The sequence below is a fragment of the Acinetobacter sp. YH12239 genome (assembly GCF_013417635.1).
GTDB lineage: Bacteria > Pseudomonadota > Gammaproteobacteria > Pseudomonadales > Moraxellaceae > Acinetobacter.
Genome location: NZ_VPDP01000011.1, coordinates 37,315 through 62,629, shown reverse-complemented (window position 1 = coordinate 62,629; position 25,315 = coordinate 37,315). Strand labels below are relative to the sequence as shown.

General features: G+C 39.9%; 26 protein-coding genes. 19 read left to right on the top strand and 7 right to left on the bottom strand.

What is annotated here, in order from left to right; translation table 11 throughout:
- The first annotated feature begins 3 nt into the window (after window positions 1–3).
- The 9 genes from nuoH to FTV17_RS10695 all read left to right on the top strand — a co-directional run bounded on the left by nuoH (window position 4) and on the right by FTV17_RS10695 (window position 9,349).
- The gene (gene nuoH, locus FTV17_RS10735) at window positions 4–1,014 is read left to right on the top strand and encodes an NADH-quinone oxidoreductase subunit NuoH (protein WP_179999423.1); all 1,011 of its coding nucleotides are present in this window, start codon (window positions 4–6) and stop codon (window positions 1,012–1,014) included.
- 18 nt (window positions 1,015–1,032) lie between these two features.
- Window positions 1,033–1,575 carry an NADH-quinone oxidoreductase subunit NuoI gene (gene nuoI / locus FTV17_RS10730; protein WP_035267267.1) on the top strand — a complete coding sequence of 181 codons (543 nt, stop codon included), beginning with the start codon at window positions 1,033–1,035 and terminating at the stop codon, window positions 1,573–1,575.
- The gene (gene nuoJ, locus FTV17_RS10725; RefSeq protein ID WP_171076777.1) at window positions 1,575–2,093 is read left to right on the top strand and encodes an NADH-quinone oxidoreductase subunit J; all 519 of its coding nucleotides are present in this window, start codon (window positions 1,575–1,577) and stop codon (window positions 2,091–2,093) included. The genes nuoI and nuoJ overlap by 1 nt, the downstream gene beginning before the upstream one ends.
- Window positions 2,093–2,401: an NADH-quinone oxidoreductase subunit NuoK gene (gene nuoK / locus FTV17_RS10720; RefSeq protein WP_004695395.1), complete on the top strand. Its 309-nt coding sequence runs from the start codon at window positions 2,093–2,095 to the stop codon at window positions 2,399–2,401. Before nuoJ ends, nuoK begins: the two co-directional genes overlap by 1 nt.
- Window positions 2,398–4,293 (top strand): NADH-quinone oxidoreductase subunit L, encoded by a 1,896-nt coding sequence (gene nuoL, locus FTV17_RS10715; RefSeq protein WP_092766949.1) that lies wholly within the window; start codon window positions 2,398–2,400, stop codon window positions 4,291–4,293. Before nuoK ends, nuoL begins: the two co-directional genes overlap by 4 nt.
- A 1-nt stretch (window position 4,294) precedes the next feature.
- Entirely contained in the window at window positions 4,295–5,914 is a 1,620-nt protein-coding gene (gene nuoM / locus FTV17_RS10710; RefSeq protein ID WP_179999421.1) for an NADH-quinone oxidoreductase subunit M, read from the top strand.
- A gap of 3 nt (window positions 5,915–5,917) precedes the next feature.
- The gene (nuoN, locus tag FTV17_RS10705; RefSeq protein ID WP_035267275.1) at window positions 5,918–7,474 is read left to right on the top strand and encodes an NADH-quinone oxidoreductase subunit NuoN; all 1,557 of its coding nucleotides are present in this window, start codon (window positions 5,918–5,920) and stop codon (window positions 7,472–7,474) included.
- Window positions 7,475–7,606: 132 nt separating this feature from the next.
- The gene (gene upp, locus FTV17_RS10700; RefSeq protein ID WP_035267277.1) at window positions 7,607–8,242 is read left to right on the top strand and encodes a uracil phosphoribosyltransferase; all 636 of its coding nucleotides are present in this window, start codon (window positions 7,607–7,609) and stop codon (window positions 8,240–8,242) included.
- 117 nt (window positions 8,243–8,359) lie between these two features.
- On the top strand, window positions 8,360–9,349 hold the full coding sequence (locus tag FTV17_RS10695) for a hypothetical protein (RefSeq protein ID WP_179999419.1): 990 nt from the start codon (window positions 8,360–8,362) through the stop codon (window positions 9,347–9,349).
- Window positions 9,350–9,378: 29 nt separating this feature from the next.
- Here FTV17_RS10695 and gigC read toward each other — a convergent pair whose 3' ends face one another.
- Window positions 9,379–10,257, bottom strand: coding sequence for a LysR family transcriptional regulator GigC (gigC, locus tag FTV17_RS10690; RefSeq protein WP_179999417.1), 879 nt, complete (start codon window positions 10,255–10,257; stop codon window positions 9,379–9,381).
- Between the two features lie 84 nt (window positions 10,258–10,341).
- Between gigC and FTV17_RS10685 the strand changes: the two genes are divergently transcribed.
- Complete coding sequence (locus tag FTV17_RS10685) at window positions 10,342–11,103, top strand: ferredoxin--NADP reductase (protein WP_179999415.1); 762 nt, start codon at window positions 10,342–10,344, stop codon at window positions 11,101–11,103.
- A gap of 97 nt (window positions 11,104–11,200) precedes the next feature.
- Here the strand turns inward: FTV17_RS10685 and FTV17_RS10680 are convergent, their stop codons facing one another.
- Window positions 11,201–11,623: a hypothetical protein gene (locus FTV17_RS10680; RefSeq protein WP_179999413.1), complete on the bottom strand. Its 423-nt coding sequence runs from the start codon at window positions 11,621–11,623 to the stop codon at window positions 11,201–11,203.
- Window positions 11,624–11,781: 158 nt separating this feature from the next.
- Between FTV17_RS10680 and FTV17_RS10675 the strand changes: the two genes are divergently transcribed.
- From FTV17_RS10675 to FTV17_RS10665, 3 genes are all read left to right on the top strand, one after another.
- Window positions 11,782–12,033 (top strand): hypothetical protein, encoded by a 252-nt coding sequence (locus FTV17_RS10675; protein WP_035267289.1) that lies wholly within the window; start codon window positions 11,782–11,784, stop codon window positions 12,031–12,033.
- Window positions 12,034–12,234: 201 nt separating this feature from the next.
- Window positions 12,235–13,905, top strand: coding sequence for a mechanosensitive ion channel (locus FTV17_RS10670; RefSeq protein WP_179999411.1), 1,671 nt, complete (start codon window positions 12,235–12,237; stop codon window positions 13,903–13,905).
- Window positions 13,906–13,981: 76 nt separating this feature from the next.
- Complete coding sequence (locus FTV17_RS10665; RefSeq protein WP_035267292.1) at window positions 13,982–14,191, top strand: hypothetical protein; 210 nt, start codon at window positions 13,982–13,984, stop codon at window positions 14,189–14,191.
- Window positions 14,192–14,310: 119 nt separating this feature from the next.
- On the opposite strand, the gene FTV17_RS10660 is transcribed toward FTV17_RS10665, so the two are convergent.
- Window positions 14,311–15,510 carry an NAD(P)/FAD-dependent oxidoreductase gene (locus FTV17_RS10660; protein WP_179999409.1) on the bottom strand — a complete coding sequence of 400 codons (1,200 nt, stop codon included), beginning with the start codon at window positions 15,508–15,510 and terminating at the stop codon, window positions 14,311–14,313.
- A 102-nt stretch (window positions 15,511–15,612) separates the two neighbouring features.
- On the bottom strand, window positions 15,613–16,473 hold the full coding sequence (locus tag FTV17_RS10655) for a 1-aminocyclopropane-1-carboxylate deaminase/D-cysteine desulfhydrase (RefSeq protein WP_179999407.1): 861 nt from the start codon (window positions 16,471–16,473) through the stop codon (window positions 15,613–15,615).
- Window positions 16,474–16,617: 144 nt separating this feature from the next.
- Here FTV17_RS10655 and FTV17_RS10650 point away from each other — a divergent pair, with 144 nt between their 5' ends.
- From FTV17_RS10650 to FTV17_RS10640, 3 genes are all read left to right on the top strand, one after another.
- Complete coding sequence (locus FTV17_RS10650; protein WP_179999405.1) at window positions 16,618–16,812, top strand: NF038215 family lipoprotein; 195 nt, start codon at window positions 16,618–16,620, stop codon at window positions 16,810–16,812.
- Between the two features lie 188 nt (window positions 16,813–17,000).
- Window positions 17,001–17,624: a LysE family translocator gene (locus tag FTV17_RS10645; RefSeq protein WP_179999403.1), complete on the top strand. Its 624-nt coding sequence runs from the start codon at window positions 17,001–17,003 to the stop codon at window positions 17,622–17,624.
- 133 nt (window positions 17,625–17,757) lie between these two features.
- Entirely contained in the window at window positions 17,758–18,876 is a 1,119-nt protein-coding gene (locus FTV17_RS10640) for a DUF6670 family protein (RefSeq protein WP_179999401.1), read from the top strand.
- A gap of 60 nt (window positions 18,877–18,936) precedes the next feature.
- Here the strand turns inward: FTV17_RS10640 and FTV17_RS10635 are convergent, their stop codons facing one another.
- Window positions 18,937–19,293 (bottom strand): hypothetical protein, encoded by a 357-nt coding sequence (locus FTV17_RS10635; protein ID WP_035267298.1) that lies wholly within the window; start codon window positions 19,291–19,293, stop codon window positions 18,937–18,939.
- Window positions 19,294–19,368: 75 nt separating this feature from the next.
- Window positions 19,369–20,340, bottom strand: coding sequence for an MBL fold metallo-hydrolase (locus tag FTV17_RS10630; protein WP_179999398.1), 972 nt, complete (start codon window positions 20,338–20,340; stop codon window positions 19,369–19,371).
- Window positions 20,341–20,511: 171 nt separating this feature from the next.
- Here FTV17_RS10630 and FTV17_RS10625 point away from each other — a divergent pair, with 171 nt between their 5' ends.
- Window positions 20,512–20,661, top strand: coding sequence for a hypothetical protein (locus FTV17_RS10625; protein ID WP_306669586.1), 150 nt, complete (start codon window positions 20,512–20,514; stop codon window positions 20,659–20,661).
- Between the two features lie 295 nt (window positions 20,662–20,956).
- Here FTV17_RS10625 and metG read toward each other — a convergent pair whose 3' ends face one another.
- A complete protein-coding gene (metG, locus tag FTV17_RS10620) occupies window positions 20,957–23,014 on the bottom strand; it encodes a methionine--tRNA ligase (RefSeq protein WP_179999396.1) in 2,058 nt (685 codons plus the stop codon).
- A 120-nt stretch (window positions 23,015–23,134) separates the two neighbouring features.
- On the opposite strand from metG, the gene FTV17_RS10615 reads away from it, so the two are divergent.
- Together FTV17_RS10615 and FTV17_RS10610 are read left to right on the top strand one after the other, a co-directional pair.
- On the top strand, window positions 23,135–24,379 hold the full coding sequence (locus tag FTV17_RS10615; RefSeq protein WP_179999394.1) for a hypothetical protein: 1,245 nt from the start codon (window positions 23,135–23,137) through the stop codon (window positions 24,377–24,379).
- Window positions 24,372–25,178, top strand: coding sequence for a hypothetical protein (locus FTV17_RS10610; protein WP_179999392.1), 807 nt, complete (start codon window positions 24,372–24,374; stop codon window positions 25,176–25,178). The genes FTV17_RS10615 and FTV17_RS10610 overlap by 8 nt, the downstream gene beginning before the upstream one ends.
- Window positions 25,179–25,315 lie beyond the last annotated feature (137 nt).

Below are 25,315 nucleotides of genomic sequence, written 5' to 3'. Positions count from 1 at the left end.
TTCATGGAACAAGAATTAATCCGTCAAACGCCGCTTTGGGCTGAGAACTGGCCAATTGCCTACTCTGTAGTTCAAGCGATTGTGATCTTGCTCGTTGTAGTTTTGATTGCTGCGTTGATGTCTTTCATTGAGCGTCGTTTACTTGGCTTATGGCAAGACCGTTACGGTCCAAACCGTGTAGGTCCTGGGGGTATGTTCCAGATTGTTGCCGACATGCTGAAGATCATGTTCAAAGAAGACTGGACACCAAAGTTTGCAGATAAATTGACTTTCCGTTTAGCTCCAGCAGTTGCGATGGCAACTGCGGTGCTATCGTTCATGGTTATCCCTGTATCACCTTATTTAGGTGTTGCAGACATGAGTATCGGTCTATTGTTCTTTATGGCAATGGCGGGTATTGCAGTGTATGCAGTTTTATTTGGTGGTTGGTCATCAAACAACAAATATGCATTACTCGGTGGTCTTCGTTCAGCAGCGCAAACGATTTCTTATGAAGTCTTCTTAGGTATTTCGTTGATGGGTGTGGTTGCAATTGCAGGCTCATTCAACATGCGTGAAATCGTAGAAGCTCAAAAAGATGTATGGTTTGTCATTCCACAATTCTTAGGTTTCTTAATCTTCGTGGTTGCAGGTGTTGCGGTAACGCATCGTCATCCATTTGACCAACCAGAAGCGGAACAAGAATTGGCGGAAGGTTACCATGTCGAATACGGTGGTATGAAGTGGGGGATGTTCTTCGTTGCGGAATACGTCAACGTTGTCCTGATCTCAGCTTTGATCGTAACCTTATTCTTCGGTGGTTGGTTAGCACCATTTGGTCTAGATTTCCTACCTCCAGCATTCTGGTTCATGAGTAAAACAGCATTCTTCGTGATGATGTTTGTCTTGGCACGTGGTTCATTAATGCGTCCACGTTATGACCAAGTGATGAACTTTGGTTGGAAGATTTGTTTGCCTTTAGCGTTGGTCAACTTGTTGGTGACTGGTGCTGTGATTCTGATGAATCAGGCCTAGGACAGCAGGGAGAACATTATGTATAAAATTCTAGCTGGGTTTGGGTCAATTGTACGTTCGTTGTGGATGGTATTCAGCCACGCAACACGTAAACGTGACACTATTTTATACCCTGAAGTTAAAGCTGAAGAAATCGTTCCACCACGATTCCGTGGCCGTATCGTATTGACACGTGACCCAGATGGTGAAGAGCGCTGTGTAGCTTGTAACTTGTGTGCTGTAGCTTGCCCTGTTGGCTGTATTTCATTACAGAAAGCTGAAAAAGAAGATGGTCGTTGGTATCCGGAATTTTTCCGTATCAACTTCTCTCGTTGTATTTTCTGCGGTATGTGTGAAGAAGCATGTCCTACAACTGCTATTCAGATGACACCTGATTTCGAACTCAGTGAATACGTTCGTCAAGACTTAGTTTATGAGAAAGAAAACTTACTCATTTCTGGTCCTGGTAAATATCCAGACTATAACTTCTACCGTGTAACGGGTATGGCTGTAGCTGGTAAAGACAAAGGTCAGGCTCAGCGCGAAAGCGCACCTGTCGATGTACGGAGCTTATTACCATGATGTGGCCATTTTATTTGATGGCACTTGTGGCCATCGTTTCTACGGTTCGTGTTGTGACTAATGCGAATCCAGTACACGCACTTTTAAGCTTAATCGTTTCGTTACTTGCAGTTGCTGGTATGTTCATGATCGTGGGTGCACCATTTGCAGGTGCACTTGAGATTATTGTTTACGCTGGTGCAATTATGGTTCTTTTCGTCTTCGTTGTGATGATGTTGAACCTTGGTTCTCAAACTGTTGAACAAGAACGTAAATGGTTAACATCTGATGCTTGGGCTTACCCTGCATTGATGAGCTTTTTAATGGGTCTGGTTTTAGTTTGGACAATGACTTCAGAGCACAGCATTTCTGGTCCTTTAATGGGTACAGAAGTTGTAGGCCCTAAAGAAGTTGGTCAAGCACTCTTTACACAATATTTATTATTGGTTGAAGTTGCCGCAATGTTATTGCTTGCTGCGTTAGTTGCTGCATTCCACTTAGGCAAACGTGAACCAAGTGCAGAAGAGGAAAAAGAATAATGGGTAATATCCCTTTAGAGCATGGTTTGATTGTTGCAACCATTCTTTTTGCACTCGGTTTCTACGGTGTAATGGTGCGACGCAACCTTTTATTTATGTTAATGAGCCTTGAGATCATGATGAATGCAGCAGCGCTTGCATTCGTCCTCGCTGGTAGTGCATGGGTGCAACCAGATGGTCAGATCATGTTTATCTTGATCTTAACGCTTGCTGCGGCAGAAGCGTGTATCGGGCTTGCGATCGTCCTTCAGTTCTATCATCGCTTCCATCATTTGGATGTAGATGCTGCTAGTGAGATGCGCGGATGAGTTTATTAGCATTAACCATATTATTTCCGCTCATTGGTTTTATCCTTTTAGCGGCAGGGCGTAATAAGCTTCCTGAAATTGTAGCTGCCATTATTGGTGTGGGTTCAGTTGGTCTTTCTGCACTATGTGCATTATTGGCTGGTATGAATTTCATCAACAGCGGTGAAACATCTCAAGTGACTCACCTTTGGACTTGGTTCAGTGTGGGTGGTTTTGAACCAGGCATTAGCTTGCACTTAGATGGTTTATCTTTACTTATGCTTGGCATGATTACGGGTGTGGGTTTCTTAATTCATATCTTTGCATCATGGTATATGCGTGGTGAAGAAGACTTTGCACGTTTCTTCTCCTATTTCAACCTATTCGTTGCAAGCATGTTATTGCTTGTGTTAGGTGACAACCTTGCGTTGTTATTCTTAGGTTGGGAAGGTGTTGGTCTGTGCTCATACTTGCTGATTGGTTATTACTACCAAAATCCAGCAAATGGTGCTGCTGCAATTAAAGCATTCACCGTGACACGTATTGGTGACGTTTTCTTACTCATCGCATTATTCTTAATTTTCCAACAATTTGGAACATTGAATATTGCTGAAATCGTTGCTGCTGCGCCTGTGGTAATGACACAAAGCTCATCTTTAACCATTTGGACTGCATTAATGTTGTTCTTGGGTGCTGCAGGTAAATCTGCGCAAATCCCATTACAAACATGGTTAGCAGATGCGATGGCGGGTCCTACACCAGTATCTGCATTAATCCATGCTGCAACAATGGTAACAGCAGGTGTTTACCTATGCTGCCGTATGTTCTCTGTATTTGAAATGGCACCAGAAGTCATGGTGTTTATCTCAATCACAGGTGCGGTGACATTATTAGTTGCAGGTTTTGCTGCACTGGTTCAAACAGACATCAAACGTATTCTTGCTTATTCAACCATGAGTCAGTTGGGTTACATGTTTATGGCTGTAGGTGCTGAAGCATACCAAGCTGGTCTATTCCACATGTTGACTCACGCATTCTTCAAAGCGTTGTTGTTCTTGTCATCAGGTGCGGTGATTCTTGCATACCATCACGAACAAAACATTTTCAAAATGGGTGGTTTGTTCAAGCGTAATAAATTCTTATTTGCTTGTTTCGCGATCGGTGGCGGTGCCTTAGCAGCGATTCCATTCTTAACGATTGGTTTCTTCTCAAAAGACGCAATCTTGGCGGCTGTGTGGACACAAAGTCATATCGCAGGTTTACCTGTATTCAATACATTGTATTGGGTCGGTGTTGCTGGTGCATTCTTAACATCAATCTATACGTTCCGTTTAATTTGGATTGTGTTCTTTGGCGAAGAGAAAACGCCATATCACGAAATCAAAGGTGCAACTTACTGGGCTCCTTTAGCGATTCTTGCTGTCCTTTCTACAGGTTTGGCAATCGTACTTAAAGCGCCAGTCATGAGTATTCTTGATGCTGCACAAATCCCTGCATTTGTTATTCCTGAAGCGCTAGAAGCTGGTGCGCATGGTGCAGAATATGTCGCTATTGCAATCGCACTTGCTGGTTTAGCGGTTGGTGTTGTCTTATTTGCTTTTGCTTATAAAGCAGTTCAAGGTTTTGCTCGCACTTCATTGGGTGCTGGACTTGCAAATATCTGTCGTAATGCGCTTGGTTTCGATGCGTTATATGACCTCGTGTTTGTTAAACCTTACTTATTTATTGCAAAAATGATTGGTCGTGACCCGATTGATGGCGTATGGCTTGTATTGCCAGCGATTGTTAAAGGTGGTCATAGCTTCACTAGTTCACGTCAAACAGGTTCTTTGCGTGAGTACGCATCGAGCATGGCGTTCGGTATCGTGGTGATTATCATGATTCTGATCGTGACTCAGATCGTGGGGAAATAAGATGGAAAACATCAATAACTGGTATTTACCCGCGCTGATCCTCATTCCGTTCATTGCTGGTTTTATTTGTTGGGTCGTTGATAAATTAGATCAACACCTACCACGTTATATCGCACTTGTGGGTATGCTCATTACTTTGGGCATCACCGTTGCTTTATGGCAATCAGGTACCTACAGCTACCAAATTGGTGAAACTGTACCGACTTGGTCTGCAGAGTTCTATGTACCTTGGATTCAAACCCTTGGCATTAACATCCACTTAGCGGTGGATGGTCTTTCACTTCTAATGGTCGGTTTAACTGCTTTACTAGGTGTATTGGCGGTTGGCTGTTCTTGGGGTGAAATTCAGAAGAATGTTGGTTTCTTCCACTTAAACCTTTTATGGTCTTTAGGTGGCGTGATCGGTGTATTCTTGGCTGTTGATTTGTTCTTGTTCTTCTTCTTCTGGGAGATGATGCTCGTTCCAATCTACTTCTTGATTGCACTCTGGGGCCACAAAGGTGCTTCTGGTAAATCTCGTGTTTACGCTGCGACTAAATTCTTTATTTACACGCAGGTGGCTGGTCTGATCATGTTGATTGGTATCTTAGGTCTTGTGATCTACGGTTTCATGATGACAGATACAATCAGCTTCAGTTATAACCATTTACTCGCTGTTGCGAATACATTGGATGCTAACCCACAAACGTCATCAATTGCCTTTGCATTTATGATTTGTTTGTTTATTGGTTTTGCGGTCAAACTTCCAGTATTCCCATTGCATGGTTGGTTACCAGATGCGCACGCACAAGCACCTACAGCAGGTTCTGTAGACCTTGCGGGTATCTTAATTAAGACAGCGGCTTACGGTTTACTTCGTTTCGTCATTCCATTCTTCCCAGTTGCTTCAGCGCAGTTTGCTGATGTAGCAATCATTTTCGGTTTAATCGGTATTTTCTACGGTGCTTGGTGTGCTTTCCAGCAAACCGATATGAAACGTTTATTGGCGTATACGTCGATTTCACACATGGGTTTTGTTTTACTTGCAATCTACGCAGGTAACATCCTGACCTTCCAAGGTCTGATGGTCATGATGTTGGCTCACGGTTTATCGTCAGCAGCATTATTCATTATGTGTGGTCAAGTGTATGAGCGTCTTCACACACGTGATTTACGCTTGATGGGTGGTATTCGTGGTCAATTCCAGTATTTACCATTCTTCTTGATGTTCTTTATTGCTGCGCTTGTAGGTATCCCTGGCTTAGGTAACTTCATTGGTGAGTTCCTCATCTTGATGGGTGCATTTGCTCAATTCCCTACATTCACGATTATTGCTGCGATCAGCTTAGTATTTGCGGGTCTATATGGTTTAATCCTGATTCATAAAGCGTTATTTGGTGTGCCAAACGAAGAGCAAAAACAACACTATGCGAACCCATTAAAAGATCTTAATGCGCGTGAGCTTGGTATTTTGTTAATTTGTGCGTTCGGTCTGTTATGGCTTGGTTTGTATCCACAAAGCTTCCTTGATATTTCAGAATCAAGTTTGGCTTGGATTGCGAATAGCTACATTCCAGTACAAGAAGTAGTTGAAGTGGTTGAACAAGCCACAACTCAACTCGAAAATGTGGAGATGCAATAAGTCATGAACTTCACACTATCATTTTCTGAGCTAATGCCATTAGCTCCTGTGATGATTGTTGCTTTAACAGCAATCATCGTAATGATTTTGACTGCAATCAAACGTAATCATAATTTGATTGCGACAGTATCTGTTATCGGTCTTAACCTTGCATTGTTGAATATTCTATTCACGTTGTTTACAGGTTCTCAGATCTCACCAAATGTCATGAACCTATTTATGGTTGATGCTTTTGGTCTGTTCTATCAAGTGATTATTTTGATTGCTGCATTGGCTTGTTGCACACTGTCACATGCATATATCGAAACCTATAAAGATAATCGTGAAGAACTTTATCTATTAATGTTGATCTCTGTTTCAGGGGCAATGTTAATGGTAACAAGTTCACACTTTGCATCATTCTTCATTAGCTTAGAGTTAATGTCGATTCCAGTGTACGGTCTGATTGCTTATACCTACCAACGCGGTAAGTCACTCGAAGCGGGTATTAAATATCTTGTACTTTCAGCAACTGCTTCTGCAATGTTGTTGATGGGTATGGCTTATGTTTACTCAGTTCTAGGTTCATTATCATTTGCGGGTCAAGTGGATGATATGTTCTGGGCGTTAACTAAGTCTCAAGATCCTCAATTGATGATGGCGCTGCAAGCTTATATTCCTCAATTTGGTGAGAAACTTACCACTGTATTTGGAATCTTAGGTCTTGGTTTAATCATCGCAGCTGTTGCATTTAAATTGTCTTTAGCGCCATTCCATAAATGGACGCCAGATGTGTATGCAGGTGCTCCAGCACCAATTGCAACATTCCTTGCTACTGTAGCTAAAGTTGCAATGATTGGTTTATTCGTACGTTACTTACTGTCTTCAGGTGTAATTGGTATCGAATCGATCAAAACGATTTTGATCGTCATTGCAGTGTTATCAATCTTGATTGGTAACATGCTTGCAGTGAAACAAGTGAACTTAAAACGTATTTTGGCATACTCGTCAATTGCGCATTTTGGTTACTTATTCCTTGCTGTTGTTACGACATCTTTCTTAAGCTTAACGTCAGTAAGTTTATATGTATTAACGTATGTATTAACGACGATTGGTGCGTTTGGTGCTGTAGCGTTGATGTCTAGCCCATATAACAACAATGACGAAGCAGAATCACTTGCAGACTACCGTGGTCTATTCTGGCGTCGTCCAGTATTGACGGCAACACTGACTGTGATGATGCTATCTCTTGCAGGTATTCCGTTAACTGCAGGCTTCATCGGTAAATTCATGCTGATCATGACAGTTGTGTCTGAAGCACATTGGTTCTTCGCTGCGATGATCATTGTGGGTTCTGGTATTGGTCTATACTATTACCTACGTGTCATGATCGTCATGTATATGACGCCACCAGACACTCCACGTATTGATGCTGATAAACATTGGGGTCAAAAAGTGGGTGGTATTATGGTATTGCTTGCTGCGCTTGCAGTGCTTGTAATCGGTGTATATCCAGATCCAGTCATTGCGATGGCAAATCAAGCACAATTGATCGCGCCATTACATATCGTTCTTCAATAGTTGATCGATTAATCTAAAAAAACTATTGTTGTTAACAAAAAAAGCCCTCATTCATTGAGGGCTTTTCTTATTTCTTATATTAAAAACATTTATAATAGACAGAATTTACATTTATGCTTCAGGTGTTCTCCCGTGCCAATCCAAGAAATTCGTCATCCGCTCATTCGTCATAAATTAGGTTTATTACGCCGTGCAGATATCAGCACGAAGAACTTCCGTGAGTTAGCGCAAGAAGTCACAATGTTACTGACTTACGAAGCAACCAAAGATTTACCTGTTGTAGATCACGAAATTAATGGCTGGAATGGCCCGGTGACAACACAGCGTATTGCAGGTAAAAAAATTACTGTTGTACCAATTTTACGTGCTGGCATTGGTATGCTTGATGGTTTCTTAAATCTTATTCCTAGTGCAAAAGTTTCTGTTCTTGGTTTAGAGCGTGATGAGGAAACATTAGAAGCACGTACTTACTATAAGAAATTGGTACCTGACGTACAAAACCGTATAGCGATGATTATTGATCCAATGCTTGCGACTGGTTCATCATTGGTTGCTGCTATTGATGTGCTTAAAGCAAGTGGCTGTAAGGATATCCGAGTGATGGTTCTGGTTGCAGCACCAGAAGGCATTAAACGTGTGGAAGAAGCACACCCTGATGTTGTCATTTTTACCGCAGCTGTAGATAACGGTTTAAATGAGAATGGTTATATCGTTCCAGGTCTTGGAGATGCTGGCGATAAAATTTTTGGTTCTGTACAAAAAGATTAAAATTTGATTAAATTATAAAGGAGGCTAAGGCCTCCTTTTTTATTAAGATTTTGATTCATCAATAAATTTAAAAAACTAATTACTAAGAATCAATCTTTTTTATGCTGGGGAAATAACATGTTTTACAGGGGTGTTTTACATTCGTACGACCCTGCATTGAAAGCAGGAATTATCAAAATCAATGATCATGATTTTGATGTACATTTCGTATTGAATGACATGGCAAATTCCAGTATCACGCCTCAAATTGGTGAGCGTGTGAAATGTATCGTGGTCGATAAAGACGACCAACGTCATGCAAAATTTATCGTGCGGTTAGACAATAAACATGCACGCGTCGAACAACCCTTGAATCAACTTTTTTATCGTGCGCACGAAGATTTAGAAGGTGAGTCTCAGAAGTTTGAACAAGAGCTAGATGAGCTGATCGAAAAGCGTCTTGCAGATCAGGAAAGTACGCTTAACTCACAAACACAAATCCAAGATTTTGAACTAAATTTTAATACACTGAGTAAAGAATCAATCGTGCTAGATGGTTCTAGCGCTGAACATCTTGCAGATCAAGTTTCAGATCCAGCAACTAAAATTTCCTTAGGTGAACCTCTTGAGGAAGAGAAAATTAAAGAAATGCTCGAATCAAAGCCAAGTCGCCGTGTGCCAGTCTTAGATGAGTCAGCTGTCGTACCACTCACGAAAGTTCAACCTTTGAATGAGAGTGCGCCTGAAGAGAACGTAGATGATCATTTACCCGAGCCAACCCATGCAAAAGGGCGCCCACCAAAAGTTGTACGTAAAGAAGTCCCTGATGTTAAAACGCATTTTCAATTAAAATTTAATGCGCAAAAATTCATTACGAGTTCGCGTGTTGATGAATTCGGAGCTGATAAAAAATCTAAGAAAAAAGCCAAGAAGATAAAAGATCCAAACAAGCAATTTAATCCATGGATATTTGCAAGTATTGTCCCTATTTTAGTGTTCATTAATCTGGGTGTTTGGGGATTTCAAAAATATGAGCAATACAAAGAAGAGCAAGACGCAAAAGCAAAAATTTATGCGGTAGAACAAGAACACATTATTAAAGAACAAAAGAAAGAAGCTGAGAAATAAAAAAAGCTCCTATGAGGAGCTTTTTTTAATTAAGCATCACAGAATTTCATAAAGGCTTTTAAACCAGGTCCTTGATATTTTTGACGGTGTACTAACATAAATAAAGGACGTGTGAGTTGCCAGAACGGCGTTTCTAAAATCACCAGTTGCTGTTTTTCTCTTAATGGTTCAATAGCTAATTTTGAAATACATGACATGCCTAAACCACCAGCAACAATTTTCAAAATAGCTTCATTATGACCCAAAGTTAAACGAATATTGGCATTCGGTAAGTCTTGCAGGATTGCGTTGTCAAAGACTTCACGAGTCCCTGAACCTTCTTCACGTAAAATCCATTCAGCATGTTTAAAGTCTTCAATGGTCAGAGGGCGGTCTAATTTCGCCAAGGGATGATCTGGTGAGCAACACACAGCAAGCTCATCATCACGCCAGTGGATCGATTGTAATTGAGGTAAATGACATGAACCTTCGATAAGTGCTAAATCAAGTTGGAATTGATTAACAGCTTCAATCATTTGACGCGTATTGCCCACTTGAAGTTGCAAATGTGCTTGTGGTTGTAATTGAAGAAAATCAGCCATTAAATCAGGCATCAAATAATCACTAATGGTCAAAGTCGCCCCAATACGAAGATCAATACTTTGAAGCTCGCCTTTTGCCGCTTGTTCAAATGATTCACATCGACCTAAAATTTCAAGCGCCTGTGGGAGTAAAAAACGACCCAAGTCATTCAGTTGAAGTCGTTTTCCTAAGCGATCAAATAATGGTGCACCGAGACCATCTTCAAGATCTGCTAACGCCATACTTGCAGCACTTTGTGTGAGTCGTACAGCATCACTTGCTTTAGTTACTGTACCCTCTTGAGCGACAGCTACGAAAACAGCCAGTTGGCGTAATGTCATGCGCATGAATGAAGCCTTAATGTGAAAAAATATTAATAAATTATATTGTCATGCTACCATGAGCGCAGTCTGTCATGCCACGTAGAAATTATGTCAATTGAAAAATTTAGCGTAGAAAAAGTCCTTTCTGTACATCGTTGGACCAACACTTTATTTAGCTTTACCATGACGCGCCCCGCACATTTTAAATTTACCGCAGGGCAGTTCGCGCGTATTGGTTTGAAAGTTGGCGATGATTTAGTGGTACGTGCGTATTCTGTCGTTTCATCGCCTTTTGATGAAACCTTAGAATTCTTTTCAATTGTTGTACCAGATGGTGCTTTTACATCAAATTTACAACATCTCAAACTCGGCGATGAACTTTATTTGGAAAAGATTCCTTATGGATTTTTGACGTTAGCACGTTACCAGTTACCTATGCCAAATGACCTGTGGTTATTGGCGACAGGCACGGGGCTTGCACCATTTATTTCTATGTTGCATGACTTTGAAGTATGGCAAAAATATAAAAATATTCATTTGGTTTACAGTGTGAGAACAGCAAGTGAATTGGCTTACGTAGACCGAATTCAGGAAGTCGCGGATACTTTTGGTGAAGGTCATACTGGATTTAAATTTGTGCCAATTATTACACGTGATCCAAATGCGCCATTGCATGATCGATTGCCAGTATTGATCGAAAATAGAGCCTTAGAGAAAACCGTTGGTCTCGATTTTAATCCGCAAACGTCTCATATCATGCTGTGTGGGAATCCCCAAATGGTTGAAGATACAAAAGAGGCACTGAAAGCTCGTGGCCTGACCATGAATCGTCGTGGTGAAGGAAATATTGCAGTAGAGAACTATTGGTAAGTCCTAATCACCCTATCCTACGAGGAGAATTACGGCACAAAAAACCTCCATCTCGGAGGTATTTTTCTAAATTACATAGGAATACTATGCGACATACTTAATGGACAAACATATCCATAAATTGACGAATCTCTTGAATCGCAGTATCGACATCACTCGTGAGCCAAGTCGGTTCAAATAAACCTGCATAATGTTCCAAGCGATCGTGTGGAACCACTAAACGAATTGGGCATTCTTCCTCGATTAAACGCCAAGGAATAATGGGCACTTCATTATCTAAGAAGCAAGCGATGTTACGAATGTCGATGATCATGCCGTTGACACATTCAGGAAAGGGCATCACCGAAAACTCTTCAGTGCGACGGCGGAAATACTCTAAGTCACCCCACTTCAGCACATAGCTTGGTTTCGTAAACTCAATAATTCCAATCAAATGCCCATCACGGGTATGATGCAAAGAACAGGCATGAGTGACATCTGTGTCTAAATCTAAAGAGACACTTTGTCGGCGATAGGTCATACAGATCGACAATAAAAATGAGGAGGGTTCATATTATACTCTATTTTGCATCACAGCTCATGTGCTTTGATCAGTACGAATTGATAATGTTTTTTCACACAAAACAACATGATAGATTGCTAGTATAAAAAATCATCAAAATACATAAGAGGGGCATCATGGTAGATCAATCCAATCATCCGACCCATAATGATCAAAAGAAGAAAAGTAAGATCCCAGTGTATATTCTGATTATCGTTGGTATTTTTTTAGCAGCCTTCATTTTCTATATGCTTGCTGATCGTGAACCAACACCAGGTCAAATTCCTGCTGATACGACTATTCCTGCAACTCAAGATAATGCAGATACAGCAACGGCAACAGATTCAGCAGTGGATAATACCGTTACTGCGGTCGCAAACGATCAATAAACCACTACACTTTTCACGTTTAAACCCAGCTTCGGCTGGGTTTTTTCTTGATTTGCAACAATGTGTTGTATTTATGATGCTTTGAGTTGATTAAAAAATATTCGAAATTTATGGTGTGATGACGCGATCGAAAAATGATCTAGGAAAAAGAATTAAATCAATCGTAATTCAGAACACTTAACATAAGAAGAGGCGTAACCAATGAATGATGAATATAACGGCTTCACTCGAAATGGGGGCTTTGATGCAATGTATTATTGGGAGCAATTCCAACCAATTATTGCTGCAGTGGCCATTTTACTCATAGGATGGATCATCGCTTTAATCGTTGCCGCAGGGGTTAAGAAGGTACTTGCAAAATTAAATACCAATCAAAAATTAAGTAGCGCGACAGGACATCGCTCAAATATAGAAAATATCATCTCCAGAGTCGTTTTCTGGCTGATTCTCATTATTGCTGTTATCGGTTCACTCAATGTTTTAAACCTGACCAGTGTGAGTGGTCCGTTTAGTAATATGGTTCAACAATTCTTACTATTTATCCCACAATTATTGGCTGCAGTAGCAGTTGGTTTTATTGGATGGATCGTAGCCAATTTGGTCAAAGTTGGATTAACTCGACTACTCAGTCGTACGCAACTGGATGAAAAACTCAGTCAAGACGTTGGTGTGAGCTCATTTAGCCAAAATATCAGTGAAATTGTTTACTGGCTCATTTTATTGCTGTTCTTACCGATCGTGCTGTCTATTTTGGGCTTAAATGGTTTGTTATATCCAGTTCAGAATATGGTGACTGAAGCCGTTGCCTACTTGCCGAATATCTTTATGGCAGGTGTGATTTTATTTGTTGGTTACATTTTGGCAAAAATTGTACGCGGTATTGTCGAAGGGCTACTTTCAAGTTTGAATGTCCAACAGCAAGCTGAAAAAATCGGAGTTTTTAAAAATTCCAATCTGCCTAAGCTATTAGGATCATTTGTATTTGCCTTAGTAATCATTACCTCACTGATTATTGCGTTTGAGGCTTTGGGTGTAGATGCGATTTCACAACCAGCAACAGCAATGTTGTATGAAATCATGAATGCAATTCCGCATATCATCGCAGCAGGTTTAATCCTGATCATTGCTTATGTGGTCTCACGTTTCGTATCTAATCTTGTGGTTGAAGTGATCGCTGGGACAGGTGTTGATAACATTCCTCATAAGCTCGATATGCAACGCTTTTTGGGTCAAACCAAAATATCAAAAGTTGTCGGTCATTTGATTGTATTCTTCACCATGCTCTTTGCGGTGTCTGAAGCTGCGAATCGTTTGGGCTTCGATCAAATTAGTGATTTGATTGCGATGTTCATTTATTTCGGAGCGAATGTACTTTTAGGTGCAGTTATCCTCGTCATTGGTTTCTGGCTAGCAAATCTAGTTGCCAATGTGGTGAAACGTGGTGAGACCAATAGCGCACATTGGTTAGCAAATCTTGTCCGAGTACTGATCATTGGTTTAGTAGTGGCAATGGGCTTGCGTGCAATGGGAATCGCTGACTCGATCGTAAATTTAGCCTTTGGATTAACACTTGGAGCGGTTGCTGTCGCTTTTGCACTTGCATTTGGTCTAGGTGGTCGCCAACCTGCAGAGCGATTGTTGACTGACTTAATCGATAAAGCGAAATCTGACGCGAATAAGCCAAGACCAAATCAGCCTGAACAAGTCACGCCACCACTTACTGAGCAAATGGATGCTTCAACAGTTGCGGAAGAATATCAAGATGAAGATATTCCACCCACGCAAATTGATGTAGAGGCGCCAACTCAACCATTGAATAATCCTTATGGATCTACAGGGGAGTCAGTTCAAAATACACCGCCAAAAAAATGACCCTAAATAACATGTAAATTTGTGTCGGGATCAGTCAGCATGGTTTGGCTGATCCTCATGAAAAAGAGAAAAAATTATGAGTAAGAAATTTAATAAATTATTTGCCCCAATAGTGATTGCGGGTATCACCGTGGGTTTTTTAGCAAGCGCTTACCGCTTTGTTTTTGCAAATTCAAAAGCTACTGAAAACAACAGACTCAATACACCATCTATTGATGATGCAGTAACAGATCCAACCACACAAATGATTGATTCAACTGATACCAACGCCCAAAGACCCTCATAAATTGCTGCATTTAGAAAAGATAAATGAATAATGAAGCATTCGATTGATCAATAGGGATGATAGTCAAAGAGGGCAAAGGATGCCCCTTTAATTACAAAATGAACAATACTTGTTGTTAATTAGACATACTCAGATGCAGCATGTGCAGATGACCAAGCCCATTGAAAGTTAAATCCACCTAAATGGCCCGTTACATCGAGTATTTCTCCGACGAAGAAAAGCCCTTTTTGCTTTTTACTTTCCATTGTTTTTGAGGAAACTTCAGTGGTATCAACTCCACCTAAAGTCACCTCAGCCGTACGGTAACCTTCAGTCCCAGAAGGTTTAACTTCAAATGCATGAAGGCGCTGGGCAATCGCCTCTAGCTTCTCATCACTGATATTCCCGATTGATATTTCAGCTTGATCCATCCAAATCAACTGTTGCAATTCAACTACGACACTCTTCGGTAAGTGTTCAGCGAGTAAGGTGCGAAGTAACACTTTAGGTTGATTTTGTTTTTTAGTTTTAAAAAAATTCAAGAGATCGATACTTGGTAAAAAGTCGACTTTAAAACTTTGACCGACATCCCAATAGTTTGAGAGCTGTAAAGAACTTGGACCACTTAAACCACGGTGCGTAAACAAGAGTGCTTCAGTAAAGCTATTGAGATGATTGCTTAATGTCGCTTCAACAGCATTTCCACTGAGTCGTGTCGTCACTTCTTTGAAACCATCAGAAAAAGTAAAGGGGACTAGACCTGCACGAGTCGGATAAACATAGTGTCCAAATTGTTTAGCAATCTCATAGCCAATGCCTGAGCCACCAAGCGTCGGAATTGAGAGACCACCAGATGCGACCACGACAGATTCAACTTCAAAATAACCTAAATTGGTTGCCACTTGAAAACCGTGCTCCTCAAGGGCGTTGACGACTTTCACTTCGCAACTGGTCTTGATGTCGACTAGACCAGTTTTATCACACTCAGCAAGTAACATGGCCAAGATTTCTTTCGCGCCGTTGAGGGTAAAGAGCTGACCGTGTTTACGTTCTTCGTATTCAATGCCATATTCGCAGATCAATCCAATGAAATCCCAATTGGTATAACGAGTGAGTGCTGAGATAACAAAATGCGGGTTATGTGAAATATAGTTATCAGGCTCAACATACAGATTGGTAAAGTTACATTTACCGCCACCTGACATGAGAATTTTTTTCCCCACTTTATTGGCTTTTTCAACCACCACGACACGACGCCCACGTTGAGCAGCCATATATGCGGTCATTAAACCAGATGCACCCGCACCTATTACTAAAACATCGTATTGCTTGGAAGACATGAAAATAATCAAAAAACGAAACAGCGCAATTATAACGGTAAATTACGATGAACTGAGCATTATCGGATTAATTCAAGCGAACAGAAGCAGGATGAAGATCAACTAAATCGTTCGACCTTGAAGCCCGCCTGAATGAATGACTAAAACTTTAGCGTTTTTAGGGAAATAGTTTTGTTGTATAAGATCATGAATGCCAAACATCATTTTTCCGGTATAGACTTGTTCAAGTGGAATACGGTATTCATATTCAAACTTTTCAATAAATTGAATCAGTTCGGGTTGGGTTTTGGCATAGCCTCCGAAGCAATAATCATCCGTGATATGCCAGTTGTTTTTACCCGTTAGTAGTTTTACTTCATCATTCAGAAAATTGCCTTTTAATGCAGAAAATCCAATAATTCTTTGATGGTTTAAACTGCGCTCAATCAAGCCTGAAATCGTACCGCCTGTTCCGACAGCACAACAAATGAAGTCAAAGGTCTGATCAGCATCTTTTAAAATTTCTTGAGTGCCCTGAATGGCAAGCGAGTTGGTGCCACCTTCTGGAATTAGATAACTTTCAGGAAAGCGTTGCGCTAAGTGAGCTAAAAACTCAGGATCATTTTTGTGTCGATATGCATCTCGTGAGATAAAATGCAGCGCCATACCAAAACGTTCTGCGGTAGCGAGGGTGTGATTGCGTGCTGAGTTTTTGAGTTCTTCACCACGAATGATCCCAATAGACTGAAAGCCAAATTGATGCGCAGCAAACGCTGTGGCGGCAATATGATTTGAATAAGCCCCACCAAAGGTCATTACATTCTCAAAGCCTTGACGTTTTGCCTCAATAAAATTGTATTTCAGTTTATAAAACTTATTTCCAGAGATATGTGGATGAATTTGGTCTAAACGGCGAACGGTGATGTTTAAACCATTTAAAGAAATTTCCTGATCTTGAACCTGTTGGGCTATCGTATCAAACATAGTGCGAGAATTTGGTTTTTTAAGAGTATAGCGGATTTCGAATCTTAGCTCTTACTCGGAGAAATTAAAAAAACAGTGAAAAATATGTTTAAAAAATAATCAAAAGTGCTAATCTGAAAGAAAACGGAATTTTGGGAGGGCGGCATGAAGCAAGCTTTATCCATTTTATTATTGGGTTTGTTCGTTTTAACGGCCTTAGGCTGTGAGCAGGATTTTCTAAACAAACCGAAAACTGAAGCACGAAGTATGGTTATTGCTGGCGTACCTGTACAGGAAAGGGACTATCGTCTGTCTCCGCACGAAACTGCATATAATGAAGCACTGTCAGATGATGATTAGCATGACTTGGCTATTTTTTATAAAATCAATTGTATTTAATTTATACGGTAAATTAATTCGCTAAAAATAATGAAATAAATAGTGAATAATTTTAATATTTAAAAAAATCACTCAAATAATTAGGGAAATATTCATAAGGCTTCCAAGTAGAATAACGCGATAAATCAATCATCTACTATGGAATTAATGTGGAATCAATTTGGATTTTAGGTTCGATTGCAGCAGCACTTTTACTGGGCGCAATGAGTCCGGGGCCGACTTCAATCTATGTCGCTAAAAATTCAATCGCTATTTCGCGTAAACATGGTTTATTTACTGCACTAGGAACTGGTCTCGGTGCTGCGATTTTTGGTTTATTGGCAGTATTAGGTTTACAGGCATTCTTACTTGCAGTGCCTTCAGCATATTTGGCTTTGAAAATCTGCGGTGGATTATATTTATTGTTTTTGGCTTATAAAATCATTAAACATGCCAAAGATCCAATCGAAGCTGATCATTCTGCATCGCACCCGATGAGTTTACGACGTGCATTTACCACAGGCTTAATTACTCAACTGTCGAATCCTAAAATTGCCATTGTACTTGCCAGTATTTTCACAGCTTTATTACCCAAAGAGATTCCGTTGTATTTTTACTTTGTGTTACCAATGCTGTGCTTTTTTATCGATGCTGGTTGGTGCTCGTTGGTGGCGGTTGCATTATCAGCGGAAAAGCCGCGTGCGGTATATTTAAAATTTAAGAAAGTATTTGATCGTTGTGCGGGCATTGTGATGTCTGTGCTCGGATTGAAATTGATTTTTGGTGTGAAGTAGATCACATTTTTAATATTGTCTAACAATTTTTATGATCTGACCTGAATTCACATTTGCCAGTCCTGATCAGCTATAAAGAACTGAGGAGAGGTTGTTTAGGGTGTAAACATCTCTCATTGTTTGTGAGTTTGTTATGTATTCTCTCCTCAGTAGTCATTCAAAAAATAAAAGTCTACAACAAAAGTTCTACTATCAATTGGGTCAAATGGCCAAAAACCTTTTGGGTGCAGTAGAGCCAGAAGAACAAGCACTTTTACCGCGCGAATATAATTTAGACGCGCATGTTTTTCATCGTCAATTCGCGAGTACGCATTATGGAATTATGATTCCAGATTTGCCTGAGCCTTTTCGATATCTATCCTATGCTTCTGTCATTGGTGATGTCGGTGCGAAGATAACGCATTTACCCAAGTCGATTTCTGGTCTTAGTCCTGAAAATACCGCTACTTTGGTCCATGGAACAGCCTTATCGACAGATGAAGAAGCCTTCCGCATTTATAATATTCAAGACGAAATTGTATTCCATCAAAAGCCATTTAAGGTTGAGTTTGGTCGAGAATCTTTCCTTGCTGAAATTGAAGGGAGTTATCATCTAGTATCTGAACGTGATGATCTGCAAGTTGATATTTGGTTAACCCCAACGCCTGCCATTACGTGGTTTGCACATAGCATGTTATATCAGCACTTTAGTGTATTGATGCAATATGAAGGTCATCTCACCCAACATGGAAAACGTGTTGAAGTTAAAGGACTATGTACACTAGAACATTGGAAAGCAGTCTCAAGTTCAATGTTGCCGAGTCCGATTAAACCGACCACAGGATTGGTGCCGTTAGACAGTTTTAGTTATCAAGTCATCAACATAGATGATGAGTCACAATTGGTCTTGGCCTATATCGGTTTTGCAGGTGAACCTACTTATACCGCCGTGTCTTATCGCCATATTGATGGTACCTCTATCCAATATGATGGTGAGGTTGCTTTTCAAGTGATTGCATTAAAGCCTGATCCGAAAATAACACCTGACGGTTTTGAAATGGAGGTGCCTCAGTCTTTTAGATGGATTGCGCATCATCAAGGTGAGAAAGTGTTAGATATTCTTGCGGTGGCAGATACGGAATATTGTTATGGTTTAGCCGCAGGTTATGTGAGTTCTTATCAGTGGAGTGGTTTGCTGAATGGAACTGAACGTAAGGGGCGAGGTTATGTTGAATATATTGACCGAAGACAGAACGTAAATTTAGACACCTAATTTTTGATTTAAATACGCCAATAAAAAAGCCTCTAAACGTATTAGAGGCTTTTTAAAATCTTATTTCTTACATTCAGGCTGTGAACGGTCAATTACTTGTGTACCTTCTACACGATAACCAATTTGACCAACAATGAATGCTTGATTCAATTGAGTGATCACCACATCAGAAAGAGCCACAGCGCAACGATTTTTTTCAATAGCACGATCTACAGCAGTTTTAAAGTTTGGAACCCCTAAAGGGAACAAGACAACTGGGACCTTATCTTCACCTGTTACACGTTCACCTTTCACGAACTGATTTGAGTTAAGATTGTAGTTTTTAGTTGAAGCAACTGTCATATCAGCCATACGAACTGAACAGCCTGTCGCCAATACTGAAGTTGCTGCGATAATTGAAATTAATAATTTTTTCATTAGTTTACCCCCGTTTTTAAGCGAGGGAACTTTAAATAAAAATACTTGAAATTTCAACCATTACGTGACTTTAGTTTAATCTTTAAAGTGAACCGGTATCCATTGGTAGCTTTGTCCATCTTTGGAATAAATGTGCCCAAGCCCCGGGAAGGGTAAATGCGGTGCTGCAATCAACTGTCCATCTTTGGCATATTCAGCAAAATGTTTTAAGCGAGTTTGTATTGCCGTTTGTGGGTCTAGATCAAACTCAATTGCTGTTTCAGGTTTGTCGAACTGCAAGGTATGTGAATGTACGATGTCACCAATAAATATCACGTCCTGACCATCAGTTTTCAGTTTAAAGCTGTAATGTCCTGGTGTATGACCAAAGGATGGTTTAAATTCGACATCGCCGAAGCGTAAAGATTTGTCTGAAAAGACTTTTACTTGTTTCGCTTTTTCATATGGCCCAAGTGCTGCTTTGATTTTTTCAATTGTTCCTAAAAAGCCTGCTTGCTTATCTTTTGGCAGTTTTTTTACGGTGTTTGGACTCAGCCAATAGTCATATTCGGTTTTTGAAATATGTAGTGTCGCATTTGGATAATTCGCTACGCTGTTGTTTGAGATACCGCAAACATGGTCAGGGTGTAAGTGAGTGAGGAAGATACCATTCACTTGCGTAGGCTGATAGCCCGATGCTTTGAGGTTGTTATAGATTGAACCTAAGTGTGTGCCAAAGCAGCTAGCAGCACCGCTGTCGACCATCAGTAGTTGGTTGCCTGTATTGATGAGAAAGGCGTTGACTGAGGTTTGGATGCCTTTGTCGTTCACCGCAGCGTATTTTTTAAGAATCTCAGTTTTTTCACTGTCGCTTAAGCCTTTAAACATAGATGGATTGAGGTAGTTTGTACCATCAAGTAGGGCGGTGATTTGAGTATTGCCGATTTGGTGATGGTAGTAGCCAGCGACTTGTTTTTGTGTTGGGATGTTGGTGGGTTCAACGGCTTGAGTGGTGAAAGATGTGGTACTTAGGGCGAATGCGAAGAATAGGGGTTTTAAAGTTTTCATAGGCTTCTTTTAGATTTTAAAGGATTACTTCTTTTTTATCATATTTATAGTTGTTTTATAAAATGACCTCTCCCTAACCCTCTCCTAAAAGGAGAGGGAACTGCACGAAATTATTATAGTAATGCGTTCTCCCTCTCCCTATGGGAGAGGGTCGGGGTGAGGGATATAGGCATGTCGCTGAAAACTTGTTGTTCGAGCAAATTACCGTTAGAAAAGTTGAGGAAGCACCAGTTTAAGTTTGCTGAGTTTAAAAAAGCGTACGATGTGTTTAAGCATGCAGCAGATGAAAATGCGATGAAAGTGATGATTGCAGTCGAGTAATTCATTTTCTAGCTGTATTAGAAAAGCCTCTACTAGATAGAGGCTTTTTTGTTTTCCTTCTATTAAAAGTTAGGAAAAATAGCGTTATATGTTCTCGCCTTACTTTTGATCTTTCAAAAGTAAGGTAATGCCTACGCAATGAAAATTGAGTTTTAATCTTAAAGCAGGGCAGTGATTTAATAAATCCTCTCCCTCTTGCGCGTTATAACGCTCATACTTTAAAAAAGAGAGGGAACTTAAAGGCATAAAAAAGCCCCTACATCAGTAGAGGCTTCTTCTTATCTTAATCTATCAATTAAGACACTTTATCACCTGGCTTCGCACCAGTTTCAGGTGAAATCACCCAAACGCCGTCGCCATTACCCGCAGCTAAAACCATACCGTTAGAAATACCAAAACGCATCTTACGTGGCGCAAGGTTAGCCACCATCACCACCAATTTGCCTTTAAGGTCTTGAGGCTCATAGAACTCACGAATACCGCTAAACACATTACGTGGCTCAGCTTCACCAACATTTAAAGTCAATTGAAGAAGTTTGTCAGAACCTTCAACGTGAGCGGCTTCAAGAACTTCAGCCACGCGTAGGTCAACTTTCATAAAATCATCAATATTAATGATTTCAGCTTCACCGACTTTAGGCTCAGCTTTCTTCTCTTTGGCTTTTTCTTTTTTCTTTTCAGCTTTTGGTGCTTCAGCAGGGGCAGCTAAAGAATCTTTAGATGCATCGACCATTGCAGCCACTGCTTTCGGGTCAACACGTTGCATCAATGGTTTGAACAATGCAATTTCATGCGCAACCAAGATTTGCTTACGAGATTCAAAGTTAAAGCTGTCTAACTGTAAGAACGCTTGAACTTGTTCTGCCAATGTTGGCAATACAGGCGCAAGGTAAACCGCCAATTGACGGAACAGGTTAATACCTACAGAACATACGTCATGAACTTGTTGTTCTTCGCCTTCAACTTTGGCTAAAGCCCAAGGCTTTTTCTCATCGATGTATTGGTTGGCTTTATCTGCAAGCGCCATGATTTCACGAATCGCTGTTGAGAATTCACGTGATTCGTATGCTTGCGCAATTGAATCACCTGCATCAATAAAGCTTTGAACGAGTTCAGGCTCTGCACAAGTCGCAGAAAGTTTGTTGTCAAACTTGGTGTTAATGAATTTCGCACAACGACTTGCGATGTTCACGACTTTACCCACCAAGTCAGAATTCACTTTTTGAACGAAATCATCAAGGTTCAAGTCAGAATCTTCAACTTTGTCAGAAAGTTTAGATGCGAAGTAGTAACGTAAATATTCAGGGTTTAAATGTTCTAAATACGTTTCCGCTTTAATGAACGTACCACGAGATTTTGACATCTTCTGACCATTTACAGTCAAGAAACCATTCACGAATAAGCTTGTTGGCGTGCGGTAGTTTGCACCTTCAAGCATTGCAGGCCAGAACAATGCGTGGAAGTAAACGATGTCTTTACCAATGAAGTGATACACCTCATTTTGAGAATCTTTTTTCCAATAATCATCAAAGCTTAGGTCAGGACGTTTGGTTTTGATGTAATTTTCAAAGCTCGACATATAGCCGATCGGCGCATCCACCCAAACGTAGAAGTATTTGTTTGGCGCATCTGGAATTTCAAAACCAAAATATGGCGCATCACGAGAAATATCCCAATCAGACAAACCTGCTTCAAACCATTCATCTAACTTATTGGCAATCGACACAGGTAAACGACCTTCGTCACGTGTCCATTTTTGTAGGTATTCACCAAAGTTTGGTAGTTTAAAGAAGTAGTGATCTGAAGATTTCTCAACAGGAGTCGCACCGCTTAAAGTCGATTTTGGATTGAGTAATTCAGTTGCGTTGTAGGTTGTGCCGCAGACTTCGCATGAGTCGCCGTATTGATCTTCCGCTTTACATTTCGGGCATGTGCCTTTAATAAAACGGTCTGATAAGAACATGCCTTTTTCAGGGTCAAACAATTGCGTTACAGGGCGCACCGCAATATTGCCTGCTTCACGGTTCTTAATATAAATCTCAGAAGCGCGAGCTTGGTTTTCAGCGCTGTTGGTTGAGTCGTAGTGATCGAAATCAACCTTGAAGCCGGCAAAGTCACGCTCATGTTCTTTTTGCACGTTGGCAATTTGCTGTTCAGGTGAAATGCCGTTGGCTTCAGCACGCAGCATAATTGCTGTACCGTGAGCATCGTCCGCGCAGACATAAGTCACGTTATGACCCATTGCACGCATCGCACGTACCCAAATATCTGCTTGGATATAACCGAGTAAGTGACCCATATGGATCGGGCCATTGGCGTATGGAAGGGCGTTAGTGACTAAGATATTACGCACGGATCTGACTCTCTCATTCGTATTTTATGCAAGGTGCATGATTTTACCTGATGCGCGAGGGAATACAAAGTAAAGGTTTATGCTAACCTTAAATAGAAATAGTTAATCAATAGAAATTATATGAGCATATTTTCTTTAAAAAATGGACAGTTAAATCAAGTTGCTACTACTAATTTCGCTAGTGAGTCGATCCTAGAACGTCAAGATTTACAGAAAGCAATACAACAAAATATTAGTGTGGTAGCACCAAATTGCTTAATTTTGGCAGAAGAATATGCTGAATGGGATTCTTCACGTAAACGAATAGATCTACTAGCAATTGATCAGCAAGCAAATTTAGTAATTATTGAACTAAAACGTACAGATTCTGGTGATCATATGGAGCTACAAGCTCTCCGTTATGCTTCAATGATTTCGACTATGACACTTGAACATGCAGTAGATGTTTATCGAAATTATAAACATAAAAATGGTGATATTGATTTAACAAAGGAAGAAGCACTAGCAGATTTGGAAAACTTCGTAGAAATTGAATTAGATGAAACTAATTTTGGCAATGATGTTCGAATAGTTTTAGTTTCGGCTGACTTTTCCAAAGAATTGACTACATCTGTTATTTGGTTGAATGAACGTGATCTTGATATAACATGTGTAAGAATGAAGCCATACAAATTTGAAGATAATATTTTATTAGATATTCAACAAATTATACCTTTACCAGAGGCAAAAGATTATCAGGTTAAAGCACAGAAAAAAGCTGAAGAAAGAAGAGAAAAACAGAAAAGTATAGCTGTAAGAGATAATTCAAGATATTTATTTAATGGTAAAGAATTAAATAAGCGGAAATTAGTATTAGAAATCATACATGAACATATTAAAAATAAAGGCATAACATCATATAGACAGCTTTTAGAGGAATTTCCCCAAGATCTAAGGAAAGGAAAGAAACTATTTAGAGAGTTCAATGATGCATTTACAAATGAATCTTCAAGATATTTCATGAACGAATACGAAGTTCTTAATTTGGAAGAAGGAAAATTTGTAATTTCTAATCAGTGGGGGATTGGTAATATTCAATCTATTTTAGATAAAGCCGATTCTTTGGGATATGAAATAAATATCATCAATGAAAATGCTGTAATAGTTCAAGAGGTATTTTATCAAGACTATTGTATTCAAAAATTTTCCAATAAAACGATTACTATCCTTAAAAACAAAGTTATACAGGCGCCAGTGAAGCCGATTTTAATAAATTTAGCGAGAGAAATTAATATAAATACAAAAAACAGTAGAGGTAATGATAAAAATACAAGAACATTAGGGGCTGATATCATCGAAAAATTGAGTGAAATGAAAAATGTATGAGTTGGAAGATGATTTTGAGTTCAATCAACCTATAAAGCGAATTAAATCTAATGTGCAGGACTTGCCAAATTTAGGTAAACAGACTCTGACTCAGGCACAAGATTATCTTGATCAAATTACACAGGGTGAGCATACCTTTTTAATCGGGCATCTGACTGAACTTGCCCAGCAAGATGAATATTTTAATGTGCTTGCCGATCAGTTGGATCAACCTGTCGGTTCGAAAGTTGCCAATGATGCGTTAAATCTGATGCACTTTTGGCAACAAATTCATGCTTATGAAGATGTGCAAAGTTTTAACTTACTTGATGTTATTAACACTGAAGCTTTTCAAAAAGATGTGTTGACCACTTTCGATGCTATACAGATTGATGAGCAGAATAAAGCCTTGCGTCGTCCTGTGATTATCGAAGCTTTTAAAATGTATAAACTCGGCTGTTATGCAGGTTGTGTACCATTACTCTATGCCCAACTTGAAGGGTTACTGACAGATGTGCTGATTCAACAAGGTTTCTTAAAGCAAAATGGCACCAAGTTAGTCGATGTTTATAAAATTGTACCAGGTTTGAAAGGCAATGAAATTAAGAGCCTTTGGCATAAATCTAAGATTGCCATTGAGCTTAATCCATACTTTGCAGAACTCGCGGCTTATAAAATGGATTCAAGCTCGAATGTGACCGCGACACGTCATAATATTTTGCATGGCACGGATGTCGAGCATTTCACACAAGCACGAAGCTTTATTTTATTTATTTGGTTGTTTTCTGCATTGAACTTTATGTCGAATATTCGCTCCTAAATTCATCATTTTCAACTCAAAAGTTACAGCGTAGTGTTGTTCTACATCATCATGTGAGAAATTGTAGTGATTCGAAACATTTACGATGAGCACAGCAAATCTTCGATATAACTAAGATTCACTATCAAAGCGATAAA